Genomic DNA, 19,411 nt, shown 5'->3' on the forward strand with positions numbered 1-19,411 from the left:
ATCAGCCTGGCATTTCGCGGGCGATATTTTCACAGCCATTTTCAGGAGTTCAGCCATGAACGCTTATTACATTCAGGATCGTCTTGAGGCTCAGAGCTGGGCGCGTCACTACCAGCAGATCGCCCGTGAAGAGAAAGAGGCAGAACTGGCAGACGACATGGAAAAAGGCCTGCCCCAGCACCTGTTTGAATCGCTATGCATCGATCATTTACAACGCCACGGGGCCAGCAAAAAAGCCATTACCCGTGCGTTTGATGACGATGTTGAGTTTCAGGAGCGCATGGCAGAACACATCCGGTACATAGTTGAAACCATTGCTCACCATCAGGCTGATATTGATTCAGAGGTATAAAACGGATGAGTACAGCACTCGCAACGCTGGCAGGGAAGCTGGCTGAACGTGTCGGCATGGATTCTGTCGACCCACAGGAACTGATCACCACTCTTCGCCAGACGGCATTTAAAGGTGATGCCAGCGATGCGCAGTTCATCGCATTGTTGATCGTCGCCAACCAGTACGGCCTTAATCCGTGGACGAAAGAAATTTACGCCTTCCCTGATAAGCAGAACGGCATTGTTCCGGTGGTGGGCGTTGATGGCTGGTCCCGCATCATCAATGAAAACCAGCAGTTTGATGGTATGGACTTTGAGCAGGACAATGAATCATGTACATGCCGGATTTACCGCAAAGACCGCAATCATCCGATCTGCGTTACCGAGTGGATGGATGAATGCCGCCGCGAACCATTCAAAACCCGCGAAGGCAGAGAAATCACGGGGCCGTGGCAGTCGCATCCCAAACGGATGTTACGGCATAAAGCCATGATTCAGTGTGCCCGTCTCGCCTTCGGATTTGCTGGTATCTATGACAAGGATGAAGCCGAGCGCATTGTCGAAAATACCGCATACACTGCAGAACGTCAGCCGGAACGCGACATCACTCCGGTTAACGATGAAACCATGCAGGAGATTAACACTCTGCTGATCGCCCTGGATAAAACATGGGATGACGACTTATTGCCGCTCTGTTCCCAGATATTTCGCCGCGACATTCGCGCATCGTCAGAACTGACACAGGCCGAAGCAGTGAAAGCTCTTGGATTCCTGAAACAGAAAGCCACTGAGCAGAAGGTGGCAGCATGACACCGGACATTATCCTGCAGCGTACCGGGATCGACGTGAGAGCTGTCGAACAGGGGGATGATGCATGGCACAAATTACGGCTCGGCGTCATCACCGCTTCAGAAGTTCACAACGTGATAGCAAAACCCCGCTCCGGAAAGAAATGGCCTGACATGAAAATGTCCTACTTCCACACCCTGCTTGCTGAGGTTTGCACCGGTGTGGCTCCGGAAGTTAACGCTAAGGCGCTGGCTTGGGGAAAACAGTACGAGAACGACGCCAGAGCCCTGTTTGAGTTTACTTCCGGCGTGAATGTTACTGAATCCCCGATCATCTATCGCGACGAAAGTATGCGCACCGCCTGCTCTCCCGATGGTTTATGCAGTGACGGCAACGGCCTTGAGCTGAAATGCCCGTTTACCTCCCGGGATTTCATGAAGTTCCGGCTCGGTGGTTTCGAGGCCATAAAATCGGCTTACATGGCCCAGGTGCAGTACAGCATGTGGGTGACGCGAAAAGATGCCTGGTACTTTGCCAACTATGACCCGCGTATGAAGCGTGAAGGACTGCATTATGTCGTGGTTGAGCGGGATGAAAAGTACATGGCGAGTTTTGACGAGATGGTGCCGGAGTTCATCGAAAAAATGGACGAGGCACTGGCTGAAATTAGTTTTGTATTTGGGGAGCAATGGCGATGACGCATCCTCACGATAATATCCGGGTAGGCGCGATCACTTTCGTCTACTCCGTTACAAAGCGAGGCTGGGTATTTCCCGGCCTTTCTGTTATCAGAAATCCACTGAAAGCACAGCGGCTGGCTGAGAAGATAAATAATAAACGGGAGGCGGTATGCACAAAGCATCTCCTGTTGAGTTAAGAACGAGTATTGAGATGGCACATAGCCTTGCTCAAATTGGAGTCAGGTTTGTGCCAATACCAGTAGAAACAGACGAAGAATTTCATACGTTAGCCACATCCCTTTCACAAAAGCTGGAAATGATGGTGGCGAAAGCAGAAGCAGATGTGAAGTGGTCAACAAAAACTGGCCACCGAGTTAGAGTTTTTTCCAGTATCGATTTTCCGATTCGTTTGGTGGTAACCCACCATTATATTCGTGCGGTCTTAGTGCGCTGTAATATCCAACGATATAGTCCGTTATTGCGTGAGCTGCATCGCTGAAGCTTACATAGCCCGTCGCCGGCACCCATTCGTTCTTCAGACTCCTGAAGAAGCGCTCCATTGGGCTGTTATCCCAGCAGTTTCCACGCCGACTCATACTCTGCCTGATCCGGTATCTCCACAGTAACTGCCGGAACTGCCTGCTCGTATAATGACTGCCTTGATCGCTGTGGAACATCACCCCGACGGGCTTACCACGGGTTTCCCATGCCATTTCCAGTGCTTTCATGGTAAGCCTGCTGTCCGGCGAGAACGACATGGCCCAGCCCACTGGTTTTCTTGCGAACAGGTCGAGAACAACGGCGAGGTACGCCCAGCGCTTACCCGTCCAGATATAGGTCACATCACCGCACCACACCTGATTTGGCTCGGTCACGGCGAACTGCCGTTCAAGGTAGTTAGGGATAGCAACATGTTCATGACCACCACGTTTATACCGGTAAGTCGGCTGCTGACAGCTGACCAGCCCCAGCTCTTTCATGAGTCTGCCAGCAAGCCAGCGCCCCATCTGGTAGCCTCTCTGGGTTGCCATTGTGGCGATGCTTCTTGCTCCGGCAGAGCCGTGGCTGATGCCATGCAGTTCAAGTACCTGGCTGCGTAATACAGCCCGTCTGCCGTCTGGCTTTTCAGGACGGTTTTTCCAGTATTTGTAGCTGCTGCGATGGACCCCGAACACATGGCAGAGAGTGGCCACAGGATAACGCGCCCTGAGTTTCCCGATTATCGAGAACTGTTCAGGGAGTCTGACATCAAGAGCGCGGTAGCCTTTTTTAATATTTCATTTTCCATTTCAATACGTTGTAGCTTTTTCCTGAGCTCACGGATTTCAATTTGTTCCGGGGTAATAGGGGAGGCTTTTGGTGTTTTTCCCTGCCGCTCATCACGTAATTGTTTCACCCATCGCGTCATTGTGGAAAGGCCGACATCCATAGCGCTGGCTGCATCTGCCACGGTGTAATTCTGGTCAACGACCAGTTGAGCGGATTCGCGTTTAAACTCTGCGCTGAAATTTCTTTTTTTCATTATGGCACCTGTGTTGTTCTGAGGTGAGCATATCACCTCTGTTCAGGTGGCCAAATTCAGTAAACCACTTCAATGAGAGAGACCAGGTATGACAACCACTGAATGCATTTTTCTGGCAGCGGGCTTCATATTCTGTGTGCTTATGCTTGCCGACATGGGGCTTGTTCAGTGACACCTCAGCAAGAAAACGCCCTTCGCAGCATTGCCCGTCAGGCTAATTCTGAAATCAAAAAAGCCAGACAGCAGTTTCCGGATAAAAACGTCGATGACATTTGCCGTAGCGTACTAAAGAAGCACCGCGAAACGGTAACGCTGATGGGATTCACACCGACTCATTTAAGCCTGGCGATCGGCATGTTAAACGGCGTCTTTAAGGAACGGTGAACATGAAAAGCAAAATCATCAGGGAGCTACAGGCTCCTTTTTTATTATTCGCATTCACCCTCAAGCGTATTAACCAACAATTCAGGGATTAATGAAAGATGGCGGACATCATTGATTCAGCATCAGAAATTGAAGAATTACAGCGCAATACAGCAATAAAAATGCGTCGTCTGAACTACCAGACTATATCCGCCACTCATTGTTGTGAGTGTGGCGATCCCATAGATGAACGAAGACGCCTGGTCGTTCAGGGTTGTCGGACTTGTGCAAGTTGCCAGGAGGATCTGGAGCTTATCAGTAAACAGAGAGGTTCGAAGTGAGCGAAATTAACTATCAGGCACTGCGTGAAGCGGCAGAAAAAGCAACGTGTGGTGAGTGGTCGCTCGAATATGGAGAGAGCCGATTTGATGGTGATTATGCGCTAATTCATCGTGAAGTTGCTGGATATATTCCCATTTGCAGAATTGAAGGAGCGCATCCAGAAAGCGGTTTCGATGAAGATTTCCAAATGGAACAGCAGGCCAATGCTGAATTCATCGCCGCAGCCAATCCGGCTACTGTGCTGGCACTGCTGGATGAACGGGAAAGAAACCAGCAATACATAAAACGCCGCGACCAGGAGAACGAGGATATTGCTCTTACTGTTGGGAAGCTGAGAGTTGAGCTTGAGGAGACAAAATCAAAACTCAACGAGCAGCGTGAGTATTACGAAGGTGTTATCTCGGATGGGGGTAAGCGTATTGCTGAACTGGAGAAAAGCGAAGAGCAACTCATTAACGAGCGTGACCATGCTGAATCTGCTTTAGCAGATATGTACTTTGCAGCAACCGGGGATGAGCCGGAGTGGAGCAACTGGTTCGGCTTTTCAGATGCTGTCGATGCCGTGGTTGACAGAATTGCTGATTTAGAAGCTAAACAGCCATCACCAGTAGTACCGGAAGGACTGGTTAAAGCAGTGCGCTTCTATGAACAGGTTAAGCGTGAAAATCCACCAGTCGAAACAGAGGCATGGAAAGACGCTATTGACTGGGTGCTCAAAGAGTCTTGTCAGGCTGTAAACATTGATACCAATGGAGATTGATATGAGCACTTTTACCGACAAAGAACTGATTAAAGAAATCAAAGAGCGTATCAGCAGTTTGGATGTGCGAGACAATGTTGAGCGCCGGGCTTATGAAATTGCTCTGGCATCGCTGGAAGAGAATCCGGTGGCATGGCTGCATTCAGACAATGGCTTAGGTATTCCGGCAATAACGAGGAGTAAAAACATTGCTGACAGTTGGTTATCAAAGGGTTGGTATGTTCAGCCGCTATATATGCCAAGCCAGTGCCAGTAGTACCTGAAGAAAAACCAATGCCTAACCCTCTTAGCATGTACGCGGTCGATGCTGTTGCCGCTATTGCAGAGGTGAGAGGCTGGAACGCCTGCCGCGCGGCTATGCTTCATGCCGGAAACTTTCGGGAAAACGCGAATTCGTCAACCAATAATTTTCGGGAAATTTCGGAAACGTCAACCAACTCTCCGGTAATTCCTGGTGAGGTGTTGTCCGCAATCCTGAAATTTGCCAGAGTTCGTGCTGATTTCGATGATTTTGACGGCGACAGGCGAGGTATCGGTGATTGTCTGGATGAGGCTGAGCAAGAGCTTATCGTTACCATTAACAAATATGCCAGTCAGTTGGCAGCAGAACCGATAGCGACTAATGACGTTCGAGAGCAGCAGACAGCCGTTCCGCCAGTTCCTGTAATACAGGCTGATGTCGCGCAAGCAATTGAAAATCTCAGGCAGAAGTTAGTGGAATGCAATCGCTATAACTACTGCGCAGATGCAGTTAAGGGCGTAGAGGATGCCTGCCACGCTGCCATGCTTCAGGGAAAAAGAGAGTGATATGGCTATTGCCGCAAGTTACACCATGCATCTCTATTGTGATTGTCGCCAGTGTACGGAAGGTGTATATCCAGTGCCAGACTTCGGTGAGTATATCGGTACGTCATGGTCTGGTTGTGCAAAAGAGGCCCGTAAAGACGGGTGGCGAATAAGCAAAGACAAAACACGTACTTTTGCGCCCGGGCATAAAGTTTTGAGGATTAACACATGACCACTATTACCAAAGAACGTATTGAATTGTTCATTAAAAATCCGCTTGAAAACGGGCTTACTCGTGGCGAACAAATGGAACTAGCACGAATTGCACTGGCATCACTGGAACGCGAACAGATTCGCCACGAGCATGCCAAATGGTCTGACTCCACATTTGGCTGCGTTGGCCCCATTGGTCCACTGAAACACCTCTCAAAAGAGGCACTGGAAGCCGCAGCCGAACCAGACGATCTTAGCGAGTGGGCTGATATGCAGTTTCTGTTGTGGGATGCACAGCGCCGTGCTGGCATCAGCGATGCTGAAATTACCGTTGCTATGGAAGATAAATTGAAGATCAACATGGAGCGCCAGTGGCCTGAGCCAAAAGATGGTGAGCCTCGCTTGCACATTAAAGAACCCGGCAACTCTCCGGTAATTCCGGATGGTTTATCCACGGTATGCGCTGAGGCTTATCAGGTTGTAGGAGTTATGGCAGATGCGCTTGGTGTATTCGGTGATGCAGCAGTACAGAAAGTTCTGGATAACCTGTCACAGCAAAAACTTGTTCACAGAGATGTGCTGCCGTTCTCGCTTCCGGTAACTCCGGATGGTTGGGTTATGGTTCCTAAACAGGTAACGCCGGAAATCAGCAACGCGATAAACGTTGTGGGTCAACGCTGTACATGCGGAAATTGCTCTCAGCGGTTGTGGGATTTATTACTCGACGCCACACAGCAAGGAGTTAACCGTGGCTAACCTGCAACTTGCCGTTAAAGGTGAATACTTCGATGCCATGATTCGCGGAGAGAAAACGGAAGAGTATCGCCTGTGTAATGACTACTGGAAAAAGCGCCTCGTTAACCGTAAGCATGACCGCCTGATTATCACAAAGGGATATCCGAAGCGCGACGATTCCAGCCGCAGAGTTGATGTTCCGTATGACGGATATGAAGTGAAGACAATCACACATCCGCACTTCGGTGATAAACCGGTAAAGGTATACGCGATAAAGGTAAATATCGGCACTGAATAACAATCCGCACAACACAAGGTCAAGAATGTTCAGAGTGATTTACCCTAACACCTGGTACGTCGACCACCACGGCACTCCCTGCAAAATCCTGCGTTCCACTCACAACAAAGTTCACTACATCCGAAAAGGCAGAACATGTATCGCCAGCATGTTCCGCTTTAATCATGACTTTGAACCTGTGAATAAAGCTGACGCAGATCGGATAGCTGAAGAGATCGAAACAGCAGAACACATTAAGAAGTTACGTGCCATACGCAGGAAATAGAAAAATTGATAAATTCAATACTGCATTTCTCAGCATTAAATTTATCTCTATGACCAGTCAAGAGATGTACCTGCCATGAGCTTAATATCATGTCAGATATATCGGTCACAAACTCCCTCAGCAGCTAAGAGGAGGACAAATGTCTCGACTAATCACTTTACAGGACTGGGCTAAAGAAGAATTTGGGGACTTAGCACCAAGTGAGCGAGTTCTGAAAAAATACGCGCAAGGGAAAATGATGGCCCCACCCGCTATAAAAGTTGGTCGCTACTGGATGATTGACCGAAATTCCCGTTTTGTAGGAACGCTTGCAGAACCGCAACTCCCAATAAACGCAAACCCAAAACTCCAACGGATAATCGCTGATGGCTGCTAGACCCCGATCTCACAAAATCTCTATACCCAATTTATATTGCAAATTAGATAAGCGAACCGGAAAGGTATATTGGCAATACAAACATCCACTATCCGGTCGTTTTCATAGCTTAGGAACTGATGAGAATGAAGCAAAACAAGTTGCTACTGAAGCAAATACCATTATTGCTGAACAACGTACCCGACAAATATTAAGCGTCAATGAGCGTCTAGAAAGAATGAAAGGCAGGCGCTCAGACATTACGGTGACAGAATGGCTTGATAAATATATTTCTATCCAGGAGGACAGGCTGCAACATAATGAACTAAGACCCAACTCCTATCGGCAAAAAGGCAAACCCATTCGTCTTTTCCGTGAGCATTGTGGAATGCAACACCTCAAGGATATTACCGCACTTGATATTGCCGAAATAATTGATGCTGTAAAGGCTGAAGGTCATAACAGGATGGCGCAAGTCGTGAGAATGGTGTTGATCGACGTCTTCAAAGAAGCACAACACGCAGGACATGTTCCGCCAGGATTTAACCCAGCGCAGGCAACAAAACAACCGCGAAATCGAGTAAACCGCCAAAGATTATCACTGCCCGAATGGCAGGCAATATTTGACAGCGTAAGCAGACGGCAGCCCTATTTAAAATGCGGGATGCTACTTGCTCTTGTCACTGGACAACGTTTAGGCGATATCTGCAATTTGAAATTCTCTGATATCTGGGACGACATGTTGCACATTACTCAGGAAAAAACCGGTTCAAAACTTGCTATTCCGCTTAACCTGAAATGCGATGCTCTGAATATTACCCTTCGTGAAGTTATATCTCAGTGCAGGGATGCTGTTGTTAGTAAATATCTGGTCCATTACCGTCACACTACCTCTCAAGCAAACAGAGGAGACCAGGTGTCTGCAAATACTCTTACAACGGCTTTTAAAAAGGCCAGGGAAAAATGTGGCATAAAATGGGAGCCAGGAACTGCGCCCACATTTCATGAGCAGCGATCTCTGTCAGAACGGTTATATCGGGAACAGGGTCTGGATACGCAAAAGTTGTTAGGTCATAAATCCAGAAAAATGACCGACCGATACAATGATGATCGTGGTAAAGACTGGATTATCGTAGATATCAAAACAGCATAGAAAATAGCCAGTTTTGGGGAAGGGTTTTGGGGAAAGTTTTGGGGAAGATTTTACATCATCATAAAACAACGGGCGTGTTATACGCCCGTTACAATATTTAACACATGTAGTGATTACATATTCTTGATGATCGCATCACCAAACTCTGAACATTTCAGCAGCTTAGCGCCTTCCATCAGACGTTCGAAGTCATAGGTTACGGTCTTCGCATTGATTGCGCCTTCCATACCTTTAACAATCAGGTCTGCGGCTTCAGTCCAGCCCATATGGCGCAGCATCATCTCAGCGGAGAGAATAATAGAGCCTGGGTTTACTTTGTCCTGTCCGGCATATTTCGGCGCAGTACCGTGGGTGGCTTCAAACAGGGCGCATTCGTCACCGATGTTTGCGCCAGGGGCGATACCGATACCACCAACCTGCGCTGCCAGGGCGTCAGAAATGTAGTCACCGTTCAGGTTCATACAGGCGATAACATCATATTCAGCCGGACGCAGCAGGATCTGTTGCAGGAATGCATCAGCAATCACGTCTTTAATGACGATCTCTTTGCCGGTATTCGGGTTTTTAACTTTCAGCCACGGGCCGCCGTCGATCAGTTCACCGCCAAATTCTTCACGCGCCAGTTGGTAGCCCCAGTCTTTAAACGCGCCTTCGGTGAACTTCATGATGTTGCCTTTGTGCACCAGGGTCACAGAGTCACGATCGTTAGCAATTGCGTATTCGATCGCTGCACGAACCAGACGTTTGGTGCCTTCTTCCGAACACGGCTTAATACCGATACCGCAATGTTCCGGGAAGCGAATTTTCTTCACGCCCATCTCTTCACGCAGGAATTTAATCACTTTCTCAGCGTCGGCAGAGTCTGCTTTCCATTCGATACCCGCATAAATGTCTTCCGAGTTTTCACGGAAGATAACCATATCGGTCAGTTCAGGGTGTTTAACCGGGCTTGGAGTGCCCTGATAGTAACGTACCGGACGCAGGCAGATGTAGAGATCCAGTTCCTGGCGCAGGGCAACGTTCAGAGAGCGAATACCGCCACCAACCGGAGTGGTCAGCGGGCCTTTAATGGCAACGCGATATTCACGAATCAGATCAAGGGTTTCAGCAGGCAACCAGACGTCCTGACCATAAACCTGTGTGGATTTTTCACCGGTGTAAATTTCCATCCAGGAGATTTTACGCTCGCCTTTATAGGCTTTCTCGACTGCAGCGTCGACCACTTTCAGCATGGCTGGGGTTACATCTACACCGATTCCATCACCTTCAATGTAAGGGATAATCGGATTTTCAGGAACGTTGAGTTTGCCGTTTTGCAGGGTGATCTTCTTGCCTTGTGCCGGAACAACTACTTTACTTTCCATTCACCTCTCCTTCGAGCGCTACTGGTTTGCTCGTCTACCACCACGTTGCATATGCGTTTGCGTCCTGCGATACGGATGCTTTAGAGCAATTTTTTGTTAATGATTTGTAATTGGCTTGTCAATACTACCCTATTGTTTGCCGTCATGAAAGATGCGCGTTATTAGGCTATAATGCGGCAATTCATAATCTCTGAAAATACCATGCAAAAAACTTCTTTTAGAAATCACCAGGTTAAGCGATTCAGCTCGCAACGTTCTACCAGGCGTAAACCTGAAAACCAGCCCACGCGTGTGATCCTGTTCAATAAACCCTACGATGTTCTTCCGCAGTTCACCGATGAAGCCGGACGCAAAACATTAAAAGAATTCATCCCGGTTCAGGGGGTGTATGCGGCAGGTCGTCTCGACCGCGACAGCGAAGGGTTACTGGTGCTGACCAATAACGGCGCGTTGCAGGCGCGTTTAACCCAGCCGGGTAAACGCACCGGAAAAATCTATTATGTGCAGGTGGAAGGTATTCCCACACAAGACGCACTTGAAGCCTTGCGCAATGGCGTAACCTTAAATGATGGCCCTACCCTGCCCGCAGGCGCGGAGCTGGTTGAAGAACCCGCGTGGTTATGGCCGCGGAATCCACCAATTCGTGAGCGCAAAAGTATTCCCACCAGCTGGCTGAAGATCACCTTATATGAAGGACGTAATCGCCAGGTGCGCCGCATGACCGCCCATGTTGGTTTCCCCACGCTGCGACTGATTCGCTATGCGATGGGGGATTACTCTTTGGATAATCTTGCCAATGGCGAATGGCGAGACGCGACAGATTAAGGATGCAAAATGTTTAAACCGCACGTTACCGTTGCCTGCGTGGTGCACGCAGAAGGCAAATTTTTAGTCGTTGAAGAGACGATTAATGGTAAAGCGTTATGGAACCAACCTGCCGGGCACCTGGAAGCCGATGAAACCTTAGTGGAAGCCGCCGCCCGTGAGCTGTGGGAAGAAACCGGCATCAGCGCGCAGCCGCAACACTTTATTCGTATGCATCAGTGGATTGCGCCGGATAAAACGCCGTTTTTGCGTTTCCTCTTTGCCATTGAGCTTGAGCAAATATGCCCGACGCAGCCTCATGACAGCGATATCGACTGCTGCCGTTGGGTCAGCGCCGAAGAAATTTTACAGGCGTCAAATCTTCGTTCGCCGCTGGTGGCGGAAAGTATTCGTTGTTATCAAAGCGGGCAACGCTATCCGCTGGAGATGATTGGCGATTTTAACTGGCCTTTTACAAAGGGTGTCATCTAAAAGGCTGCGTGATAGAATACGCCGCCTTGAAGTTCAATGTCGTGAGTGATCCAATGTCTGAAACCGCAAAAAAAGTAATCGTCGGCATGTCCGGCGGTGTCGATTCCTCCGTTTCTGCCTGGCTGTTGCAACAACAGGGATATCAGGTCGAAGGCCTGTTTATGAAGAACTGGGAAGAAGACGACGGTGAGGAATATTGCACAGCGGCAGCGGATCTGGCTGATGCCCAGGCTGTCTGCGACAAGCTCGGCATTGAACTGCACACCGTTAACTTTGCTGCCGAGTACTGGGACAACGTCTTCGAACTGTTCCTTGCCGAATATAAAGCCGGTCGCACGCCAAATCCGGATATTCTGTGCAACAAAGAGATCAAATTTAAAGCTTTCCTCGAATTTGCCGCCGAAGATTTAGGTGCCGATTATATCGCTACCGGTCATTACGTACGTCGGGCAGATGTCGATGGCAAGAGCCGCCTGCTGCGTGGCCTGGACAGCAATAAAGACCAGAGCTACTTCCTTTATACGCTCAGCCATGAGCAAATTGCGCAAAGCCTGTTCCCGGTCGGCGAACTGGAAAAACCGCAGGTGCGTAAGATTGCTGAAGATCTCGGTCTGGTCACCGCGAAGAAAAAAGACTCTACCGGTATCTGCTTTATCGGCGAGCGTAAATTCCGCAAGTTCCTGGGCCGTTATCTCCCGGCGCAACCGGGCAAAATCATTACCGTCGATGGCGATGAAATTGGTGAGCACCAGGGGCTGATGTATCACACCCTCGGTCAGCGTAAAGGTCTGGGTATCGGTGGCACCAAAGACGGCACCGAAGAACCGTGGTATGTGGTCGATAAAGACGTCGAAAACAACATTCTGATTGTTGCGCAAGGCCATGAACACCCGCGTCTGATGTCTGTCGGTCTGATTGCCCAGCAGCTGCACTGGGTCGATCGCGAGCCGTTCACCGGTACTATGCGTTGCACAGTAAAAACCCGCTATCGCCAGACCGACATCCCGTGCACCGTCAAGGCGCTGGACGCTGATCGCATTGAAGTGATTTTCGATGAGCCGGTTGCCGCCGTGACGCCGGGCCAGTCTGCCGTTTTCTATAACGGTGAAGTGTGCCTCGGTGGCGGTATTATTGAGCAGCGTCTGCCGCTGCCGGTCTGATTATTATCTTTACTTAAAACAAGGAAGCAGTGAACGTGGCAAAGAATTACTATGACATCACCCTCGCCCTTGCCGGTATTTGTCAGTCGGCACGCCTGGTGCAACAACTCGCTCACCAGGGGCATTGTGATGGCGATGCGCTACACGTCTCACTCAACAGTATTATCGATATGAACCCCAGCTCAACGCTGGCGGTTTTTGGCGGTAGCGAAGCCAACCTGCGCGTCGGGCTGGAAACCTTGCTCGGCGTACTCAATGCCAGCAGTCGCCAGGGCTTAAACGCCGAATTAACCCGCTACACACTCAGTCTGATGGTGCTTGAGCGCAAACTCTCCTCAGCGAAAGGTGCGCTCGACACTCTGGGCAACCGGATCAACGGCCTGCAACGCCAGCTCGAACACTTCGATTTACAGTCCGAAACGCTGATGAGCGCGATGGCTGCTATCTATGTTGATGTGATTAGCCCGCTTGGCCCGCGCATTCAGGTCACCGGTTCCCCTGCTGTACTGCAAAGCCCACAAGTGCAGGCGAAAGTTCGCGCTACCCTGCTGGCAGGCATTCGCGCCGCCGTGCTCTGGCACCAGGTCGGCGGCGGACGTCTGCAACTGATGTTTTCTCGTAATCGCCTGACCACTCAGGCAAAACAAATTCTTGCTCATTTAACCCCGGAGTTGTGATCTATGGAATTATCCTCACTGACCGCCGTTTCCCCTGTCGATGGACGCTACGGCGATAAAGTCAGCGCGCTGCGCGGGATTTTCAGCGAATATGGTTTGCTGAAATTCCGTGTACAAGTTGAAGTACGTTGGCTGCAAAAACTGGCCGCGCACGCAGCGATCAAGGAAGTTCCTGCTTTTGCTGCCGACGCAATCGGTTACCTTGATGCAATTGTCGCCAGTTTCAGCGAAGAAGATGCAGCACGCATCAAAACCATCGAGCGTACCACTAACCACGACGTTAAAGCGGTTGAGTATTTCCTGAAAGAAAAAGTGGCGGAGATCCCGGAACTGCATGCGGTTTCTGAATTCATCCACTTTGCCTGTACTTCGGAAGATATCAATAACCTCTCTCACGCATTAATGCTGAAAACCGCGCGTGATGAAGTGATCCTGCCGTACTGGCGTCAACTGATTGATGGTATTAAAGATCTCGCCGTTCAGTACCGCGATATCCCGCTGCTGTCCCGTACCCACGGTCAGCCAGCCACGCCGTCAACCATTGGTAAAGAGATGGCTAACGTCGCCTACCGTATGGAGCGCCAGTACCGCCAGCTTAACCAGGTGGAGATCCTCGGCAAAATCAACGGCGCTGTCGGTAACTACAACGCCCACATCGCCGCTTACCCGGAAGTTGACTGGCATCAGTTCAGCGAAGAGTTCGTCACCTCGCTGGGTATTCAGTGGAACCCGTACACCACCCAGATCGAACCGCACGACTACATTGCCGAACTGTTTGATTGCGTTGCGCGCTTCAACACCATTCTGATCGACTTTGACCGTGACGTCTGGGGTTATATCGCCCTTAACCACTTCAAACAGAAAACCATTGCTGGTGAGATTGGTTCTTCCACCATGCCGCATAAAGTTAACCCGATCGACTTCGAAAACTCCGAAGGGAACCTGGGGCTTTCCAACGCGGTATTGCAGCACCTGGCAAGCAAACTGCCAGTTTCCCGCTGGCAGCGTGACCTGACCGACTCCACCGTGCTGCGTAACCTCGGCGTGGGTATCGGTTATGCGCTGATTGCGTATCAATCCACCCTGAAAGGCGTGAGTAAACTGGAAGTGAACCGTGACCATCTACTGGATGAACTGGATCACAACTGGGAAGTGCTGGCTGAACCAATCCAGACAGTTATGCGTCGCTATGGCATCGAAAAACCGTACGAGAAGCTGAAAGAGCTGACTCGCGGTAAGCGCGTTGACGCCGAAGGCATGAAGCAGTTTATCGATGGTCTGGCGTTGCCAGAAGAAGAGAAAGCCCGCCTGAAAGCGATGACGCCGGCTAACTACATTGGTCGCGCCATCACCATGGTTGATGAGCTGAAATAAGCCTCAAAACAGTGCCGGATGGCGATGCTGTCCGGCCTGCTTATTAAGATTATCCGCTTTTTATTTTTTCACTTTACCTCCCCTCCCCCGCTGGTTTATTTAATGTTTACCCCCATAACCACATAATCGCGTTACACTATTTTAATAATTAAGACAGGGAGAAATAAAAATGCGCGTACTGGTTGTTGAAGACAATGCGTTGTTACGTCACCACCTTAAAGTTCAGATTCAGGATGCTGGTCATCAGGTCGATGATGCAGAAGATGCCAAAGAAGCCGATTATTATCTCAATGAACATTTACCGGATATTGCGATTGTCGATCTCGGTTTGCCTGACGAGGACGGTCTGTCACTGATTCGCCGCTGGCGTAGCAATGATGTTTCACTGCCGATTCTGGTATTAACCGCCCGTGAAAGCTGGCAGGACAAAGTCGAAGTATTAAGTGCCGGTGCTGATGATTACGTGACTAAACCGTTTCATATTGAAGAGGTGATGGCGCGAATGCAGGCATTAATGCGGCGTAATAGCGGTCTGGCTTCACAGGTCATTTCGCTACCCCCGTTTCAGGTTGATCTCTCCCGCCGTGAATTATCTATTAATGACGAAGTGATCAAACTGACCGCGTTCGAATACACCATTATGGAAACGTTGATACGCAATAATGGCAAAGTGGTGAGCAAAGATTCGTTAATGCTCCAACTCTATCCGGATGCGGAGCTGCGGGAAAGTCATACCATAGATGTACTGATGGGACGTCTGCGCAAAAAAATACAGGCACAATATCCGCAAGAAGTGATTACCACCGTTCGCGGCCAGGGCTATCTGTTCGAATTGCGCTGATGAAAAAATTACTGCATCTTTTTTTCCCGCTCTCGCTGCGGGTACGTTTTCTGTTAGCAACGGCAGCAGTAGTATTGGTGCTTTCGCTTGCCTACGGAATGGTTGCGCTGATCGGTTATAGCGTCAGTTTCGATAAAACCACGTTTCGGCTGTTACGTGGCGAGAGCAATCTGTTCTATACCCTTGCGAAGTGGGAAAACAATAAGTTGCATGTCGAGTTACCCGAAAATATCGACAAGCAAAGCCCCACGATGACACTAATTTATGATGAGAACGGGCAGCTTTTATGGGCGCAACGTGACGTGCCCTGGCTGATGAAGATGATCCAGCCTGACTGGCTGAAATCGAATGGTTTTCATGAAATTGAAGCGGATGTTAACGATACCAGCCTCTTGCTGAGTGGAGATCATTCGATACAGCAACAGTTGCAGGAAGTGCGGGAAGATGATGACGACGCGGAGATGACCCACTCGGTGGCGGTAAACGTCTACCCGGCAACATCGCGGATGCCAAAGTTAACCATTGTGGTGGTGGATACCATTCCGGTGGAGCTAAAAAGTTCCTATATGGTCTGGAGCTGGTTTATCTATGTGCTCTCAGCCAATCTGCTGTTAGTGATCCCGCTGCTGTGGGTCGCCGCCTGGTGGAGTTTACGCCCCATCGAAGCCCTGGCAAAAGAAGTCCGCGAACTGGAAGAACATAACCGTGAATTGCTCAATCCAGCCACAACGCGAGAACTGACCAGTCTGGTACGAAACCTGAACCGACTGTTAAAAAGTGAACGCGAACGTTACGACAAATATCGTACGACGCTCACCGACCTGACCCATAGTCTGAAAACGCCACTGGCGGTGCTGCAAAGTACGCTGCGTTCTCTGCGTAGTGAGAAGATGAGCGTCAGTGATGCTGAGCCGGTAATGCTGGAGCAAATCAGCCGCATTTCACAGCAAATTGGCTACTACCTGCATCGTGCCAGTATGCGCGGCGGGACATTGCTTAGCCGCGAGCTGCATCCGGTCGCCCCACTGTTGGACAATCTCACCTCGGCGCTGAACAAAGTGTATCAACGCAAAGGGGTCAATATCTCTCTCGATATTTCGCCAGAGATCAGCTTTGTTGGTGAGCAGAACGATTTTGTCGAGGTGATGGGTAATGTGCTGGATAATGCCTGTAAATATTGCCTCGAATTTGTCGAAATTTCTGCAAGGCAAACCGACGAGCATCTCTATATTGTGGTCGAGGATGATGGCCCCGGTATTCCATTAAGCAAGCGAGAGGTCATTTTCGACCGTGGTCAACGGGTTGATACTTTACGCCCTGGGCAAGGTGTGGGGCTGGCGGTAGCCCGCGAAATCACCGAGCAATATGAGGGTAAAATCGTCGCCGGAGAGAGCATGCTGGGCGGTGCGCGGATGGAAGTGATTTTTGGTCGCCAGCATTCTGCACCGAAAGATGAATAAATATGTCCATACTTCACGCATTACGTTAAGCATCCGTTATAATCGGTTGCAGATACCAGCCTGTGGATGCTTAACATGGAATACCAACTCACTCTTAACTGGCCCGATTTTCTTGAACGTCACTGGCAGAAACGCCCGGTGGTGTTAAAACGCGGCTTTAATAATTTTATTGACCCAATCTCTCCAGACGAGTTGGCGGGTCTGGCGATGGAAAGCGAAGTCGACAGTCGACTGGTCAGTCATCAGGATGGCAAATGGCAGGTCAGCCACGGTCCATTCGAAAGCTACGATCATCTCGGAGAAACTAACTGGTCATTGTTAGTGCAAGCAGTGAACCACTGGCATGAGCCGACCGCTGCGCTAATGCGACCGTTCCGTGAACTACCGGACTGGCGTATTGATGATCTGATGATCTCTTTTTCTGTACCGGGCGGCGGCGTCGGCCCGCATCTCGATCAGTACGACGTGTTTATCATTCAGGGTACCGGTCGTCGTCGCTGGCGAGTGGGTGAAAAGCTGCAAATGAAACAGCACTGCCCGCACCCGGATCTGTTACAGGTCGATCCGTTCGAAGCCATCATCGATGAAGAGCTGGAGCCTGGCGATATTCTTTATATTCCGCCAGGATTCCCGCATGAAGGCTACGCGCTGGAAAATGCGATGAACTATTCCGTGGGTTTTCGCGCGCCGAATACGCGGGAACTGATTAGCGGATTTGCCGATTATGTGCTGCAACGTGAACTGGGCGGCAACTACTACAGCGATCCTGATGTTCCACCTCGCGCTCATCCTGCGGACGTTCTGCCGCAAGAGATGGATAAACTGCGTGAGATGATGCTCGAATTGATCAACCAGCCGGAACACTTTAAGCAATGGTTTGGCGAGTTTATATCCCAGTCACGTCATGAACTGGATATCGCGCCGCCAGAGCCGCCTTATCAGCCGGATGAAATCTACGATGCGCTGAAACAAGGTGATGTGCTGGTGCGCCTGGGGGGTCTGCGCGTATTGCGCATTGGCGACGACGTGTATGCCAATGGTGAGAAAATCGATTCCCCGCACCGTCCGGCACTGGATGCACTCGCCAGCAACATTGCGCTGACCGCGGAGAATTTTGGCGATGCGCTGGAAGATCCGTCATTCCTCGCGATGCTCGCGGCGCTGGTCAATAGCGGATACTGGTTCTTCGAAGGGTAAGTTTGGATTTAAGCCGGATGCGGCATCACATGCCGCATCCCTTTTTGCTTACTTCCGTTGCGCCGTCAACTCGGCAATACGGACGATCACCTGCACCGCTTTTTCCATACCTTCCAGAGTCACAAACTCATGCTTACCATGATAGTTGTAACCGCCAGTGAACAGGTTCGGGCACGGTAATCCCATAAACGACAACTGCGCGCCGTCGGTACCGCCGCGGATCGGTTTCAGTTCCGGTTCAATATCGCAGTCACGCATCGCCTGCTGGGCGATATCGAGAATATGCGGATGCTCAACCACTTTCTCGCGCATATTGTAGTAACTGTCTTCAATCACCAGTTCAATGTAGCAATCAGGATGTAACCCTTTGCCCACTTTTTTAGCGATCTCCATCATTTTACGTTTACGCGCTTCAAACTGTTTACGGTCGAAATCACGGATGATGTAGTGCATATCGGCCCGTTCAACAGTGCCTTTCATGCTCGCCAGGTGATAGAAACCTTCATAGCCTTCTGTCATTTCCGGGCTTTCATCCGCCGGAACTTCCGCATGAATACGTGCCGCCAGCGACAGCGCATTTACCATTACTCCTTTCGCCGTGCCCGGGTGAACATTGTTACCGACAATTTTGATATTGACCGACGCGGCGTTGAAGTTTTCAAACTCCAGTTCGCCGACGCCACCACCATCAACGGTGTAAGCCCAGCGGGCATCGAAGGCGTCAACATCAAAATGCTTCGCCCCTTTGCCCACTTCTTCATCCGGGGTAAAGGCGACGCGAATATCACCATGCGGAATGTTTTTTTGTTGCAATACCGCCAGCGCGGTCATGATTTCTGCAATACCTGCTTTGTCATCGGCACCTAACAAGGTTTTACCATCGGTGGTAATCAGCGTCTGACCCAGTAGCTGATGCAGCACCGGGAACATAACCGGTGATAAAACTTCATCGCCGATACCCAGCGCAATATCGCCACCGCGATAGTTTTCAACAATTTGCGGATTCACATTTTTGCCGCTGCAATCCGGTGAGGTATCCACATGAGAAATAAAGCCAATCGCCGGGATATCGCCAGGGACGTTAGCCGGTAACGTCGCCATCAAAGTTCCCTTCTCACTTAAGGTCACATTGATAAGCCCCATCTCTTCGAGCTGCTCTTTCAGCAGATGCAATAACTTCCATTGGCCTTCCGTGCTGGGAACCTGTCTCACCCCTGCTTTTGATTGGGTATCCAGAGACACGTAGTTCAAAAATCGCTCAAGTAGTTTATCCATGTAGTCACCCTCACTTTTTGTGACAACATTATTAAGAAGCAACAAAAGACAAATATTGCGTCAGGTCACTTTTACCCCTGCAAGCGGGAATATTTATCAGCATTACCTTAATGAATATAAAGCTAAGCCAGTAATTCACAACAAAGATTGGCGATTCAAGCGGTTTGCCGTAG

At 49.9% G+C, this 19,411-nt stretch carries 23 protein-coding genes and 4 pseudogenes; 24 read left to right on the forward strand and 3 right to left on the reverse strand.

Annotated features, from left to right (window positions below; genetic code table 11):
- The first annotated feature begins 55 nt into the window (after window positions 1-55).
- From HBM92_RS14005 to HBM92_RS14025, 5 genes and pseudogenes are all read left to right on the forward strand, one after another.
- Window positions 56-352, forward strand: coding sequence for a host-nuclease inhibitor Gam family protein (locus tag HBM92_RS14005; protein WP_000995434.1), 297 nt, complete (start codon window positions 56-58; stop codon window positions 350-352).
- 5 nt (window positions 353-357) lie between these two features.
- Window positions 358-1,143 carry a phage recombination protein Bet gene (gene bet, locus HBM92_RS14010; protein ID WP_000100847.1) on the forward strand — a complete coding sequence of 262 codons (786 nt, stop codon included), beginning with the start codon at window positions 358-360 and terminating at the stop codon, window positions 1,141-1,143.
- Window positions 1,140-1,820 carry a lambda exonuclease family protein gene (locus tag HBM92_RS14015; RefSeq protein ID WP_000186790.1) on the forward strand — a complete coding sequence of 227 codons (681 nt, stop codon included), beginning with the start codon at window positions 1,140-1,142 and terminating at the stop codon, window positions 1,818-1,820. The genes bet and HBM92_RS14015 overlap by 4 nt, the downstream gene beginning before the upstream one ends.
- Window positions 1,817-1,999, forward strand: coding sequence for a DUF1317 domain-containing protein (locus tag HBM92_RS14020; protein WP_000149544.1), 183 nt, complete (start codon window positions 1,817-1,819; stop codon window positions 1,997-1,999). Before HBM92_RS14015 ends, HBM92_RS14020 begins: the two co-directional genes overlap by 4 nt.
- Window positions 1,972-2,145 (forward strand): annotated as a pseudogene (locus tag HBM92_RS14025) (DUF1382 family protein); the annotation flags it as partial. The gene HBM92_RS14020 and the pseudogene HBM92_RS14025, both read left to right, overlap by 28 nt.
- 9 nt (window positions 2,146-2,154) lie before the next feature.
- Here HBM92_RS14025 and HBM92_RS14030 read toward each other — a convergent pair.
- Window positions 2,155-3,324 (reverse strand): annotated as a pseudogene (locus HBM92_RS14030) (IS3-like element ISEc52 family transposase).
- A gap of 168 nt (window positions 3,325-3,492) precedes the next feature.
- Here HBM92_RS14030 and HBM92_RS14035 point away from each other — a divergent pair.
- From HBM92_RS14035 to HBM92_RS14085, 11 genes and pseudogenes are all read left to right on the forward strand, one after another.
- On the forward strand, window positions 3,493-3,708 hold the full coding sequence (locus HBM92_RS14035) for a hypothetical protein (RefSeq protein ID WP_000188870.1): 216 nt from the start codon (window positions 3,493-3,495) through the stop codon (window positions 3,706-3,708).
- A 98-nt stretch (window positions 3,709-3,806) separates the two neighbouring features.
- Window positions 3,807-4,028: a TraR/DksA family transcriptional regulator gene (locus tag HBM92_RS14040; RefSeq protein ID WP_000763378.1), complete on the forward strand. Its 222-nt coding sequence runs from the start codon at window positions 3,807-3,809 to the stop codon at window positions 4,026-4,028.
- On the forward strand, window positions 4,025-4,789 hold the full coding sequence (locus tag HBM92_RS14045) for an ead/Ea22-like family protein (protein ID WP_001289890.1): 765 nt from the start codon (window positions 4,025-4,027) through the stop codon (window positions 4,787-4,789). Before HBM92_RS14040 ends, HBM92_RS14045 begins: the two co-directional genes overlap by 4 nt.
- Before the next feature lies 1 nt (window position 4,790).
- Window positions 4,791-5,242 (forward strand): annotated as a pseudogene (locus HBM92_RS25850) (hypothetical protein); the annotation flags it as partial.
- Between the two features lie 355 nt (window positions 5,243-5,597).
- On the forward strand, window positions 5,598-5,807 hold the full coding sequence (locus HBM92_RS14060) for a hypothetical protein (protein ID WP_000951713.1): 210 nt from the start codon (window positions 5,598-5,600) through the stop codon (window positions 5,805-5,807).
- Window positions 5,804-5,929, forward strand: a pseudogene (locus tag HBM92_RS25380) (DUF550 domain-containing protein); the annotation flags it as partial. The gene HBM92_RS14060 and the pseudogene HBM92_RS25380, both read left to right, overlap by 4 nt.
- The gene (locus HBM92_RS14065) at window positions 5,927-6,544 is read left to right on the forward strand and encodes a DUF550 domain-containing protein (protein WP_129774151.1); all 618 of its coding nucleotides are present in this window, start codon (window positions 5,927-5,929) and stop codon (window positions 6,542-6,544) included. The pseudogene HBM92_RS25380 and the gene HBM92_RS14065, both read left to right, overlap by 3 nt.
- Window positions 6,537-6,821 (forward strand): ASCH domain-containing protein, encoded by a 285-nt coding sequence (locus tag HBM92_RS14070; RefSeq protein ID WP_001304460.1) that lies wholly within the window; start codon window positions 6,537-6,539, stop codon window positions 6,819-6,821. Before HBM92_RS14065 ends, HBM92_RS14070 begins: the two co-directional genes overlap by 8 nt.
- A 25-nt stretch (window positions 6,822-6,846) precedes the next feature.
- Window positions 6,847-7,086, forward strand: a complete 240-nt coding sequence (locus tag HBM92_RS14075) for a DUF4222 domain-containing protein (protein ID WP_000490215.1) — start codon at window positions 6,847-6,849, stop codon at window positions 7,084-7,086.
- Window positions 7,087-7,225: 139 nt separating this feature from the next.
- A complete protein-coding gene (locus HBM92_RS14080; protein WP_000088653.1) occupies window positions 7,226-7,462 on the forward strand; it encodes an excisionase in 237 nt (78 codons plus the stop codon).
- Entirely contained in the window at window positions 7,452-8,594 is a 1,143-nt protein-coding gene (locus HBM92_RS14085) for a site-specific integrase (protein WP_000741334.1), read from the forward strand. Before HBM92_RS14080 ends, HBM92_RS14085 begins: the two co-directional genes overlap by 11 nt.
- Window positions 8,595-8,707: 113 nt before the next feature.
- Here HBM92_RS14085 and icd read toward each other — a convergent pair whose 3' ends face one another.
- Window positions 8,708-9,958, reverse strand: a complete 1,251-nt coding sequence (gene icd, locus HBM92_RS14090; RefSeq protein WP_000444487.1) for an NADP-dependent isocitrate dehydrogenase — start codon at window positions 9,956-9,958, stop codon at window positions 8,708-8,710.
- A gap of 171 nt (window positions 9,959-10,129) precedes the next feature.
- On the opposite strand from icd, the gene rluE reads away from it, so the two are divergent.
- The 8 genes from rluE (at window position 10,130) to roxA (ending at window position 17,963) form a co-directional block, all read left to right on the forward strand.
- Complete coding sequence (gene rluE, locus HBM92_RS14095) at window positions 10,130-10,783, forward strand: 23S rRNA pseudouridine(2457) synthase RluE (RefSeq protein WP_001248695.1); 654 nt, start codon at window positions 10,130-10,132, stop codon at window positions 10,781-10,783.
- 9 nt (window positions 10,784-10,792) lie between these two features.
- Window positions 10,793-11,254 carry a phosphatase NudJ gene (nudJ, locus tag HBM92_RS14100; RefSeq protein ID WP_000476093.1) on the forward strand — a complete coding sequence of 154 codons (462 nt, stop codon included), beginning with the start codon at window positions 10,793-10,795 and terminating at the stop codon, window positions 11,252-11,254.
- 53 nt (window positions 11,255-11,307) lie between these two features.
- The gene (mnmA, locus tag HBM92_RS14105; protein WP_001443105.1) at window positions 11,308-12,414 is read left to right on the forward strand and encodes a tRNA 2-thiouridine(34) synthase MnmA; all 1,107 of its coding nucleotides are present in this window, start codon (window positions 11,308-11,310) and stop codon (window positions 12,412-12,414) included.
- 35 nt (window positions 12,415-12,449) lie between these two features.
- Entirely contained in the window at window positions 12,450-13,091 is a 642-nt protein-coding gene (hflD, locus tag HBM92_RS14110) for a high frequency lysogenization protein HflD (protein WP_001295971.1), read from the forward strand.
- Window positions 13,092-13,094: 3 nt separating this feature from the next.
- Window positions 13,095-14,465, forward strand: coding sequence for an adenylosuccinate lyase (gene purB / locus HBM92_RS14115; protein WP_000423742.1), 1,371 nt, complete (start codon window positions 13,095-13,097; stop codon window positions 14,463-14,465).
- Between the two features lie 169 nt (window positions 14,466-14,634).
- Window positions 14,635-15,306, forward strand: coding sequence for a two-component system response regulator PhoP (gene phoP, locus HBM92_RS14120; RefSeq protein ID WP_001265481.1), 672 nt, complete (start codon window positions 14,635-14,637; stop codon window positions 15,304-15,306).
- Window positions 15,306-16,766, forward strand: a complete 1,461-nt coding sequence (gene phoQ, locus HBM92_RS14125) for a two-component system sensor histidine kinase PhoQ (protein ID WP_000734671.1) — start codon at window positions 15,306-15,308, stop codon at window positions 16,764-16,766. The genes phoP and phoQ overlap by 1 nt, the downstream gene beginning before the upstream one ends.
- A 75-nt stretch (window positions 16,767-16,841) precedes the next feature.
- Entirely contained in the window at window positions 16,842-17,963 is a 1,122-nt protein-coding gene (roxA, locus tag HBM92_RS14130) for a [50S ribosomal protein L16]-arginine 3-hydroxylase (protein ID WP_001295435.1), read from the forward strand.
- 48 nt (window positions 17,964-18,011) lie between these two features.
- On the opposite strand, the gene pepT is transcribed toward roxA, so the two are convergent.
- The gene (gene pepT / locus HBM92_RS14135; protein ID WP_000359446.1) at window positions 18,012-19,238 is read right to left on the reverse strand and encodes a peptidase T; all 1,227 of its coding nucleotides are present in this window, start codon (window positions 19,236-19,238) and stop codon (window positions 18,012-18,014) included.
- Window positions 19,239-19,411 lie beyond the last annotated feature (173 nt).

The sequence above is a fragment of the Escherichia sp. E.sYA108 genome, assembly GCF_011754335.1.
GTDB classification, from domain to species: domain Bacteria; phylum Pseudomonadota; class Gammaproteobacteria; order Enterobacterales; family Enterobacteriaceae; genus Escherichia; species Escherichia coli.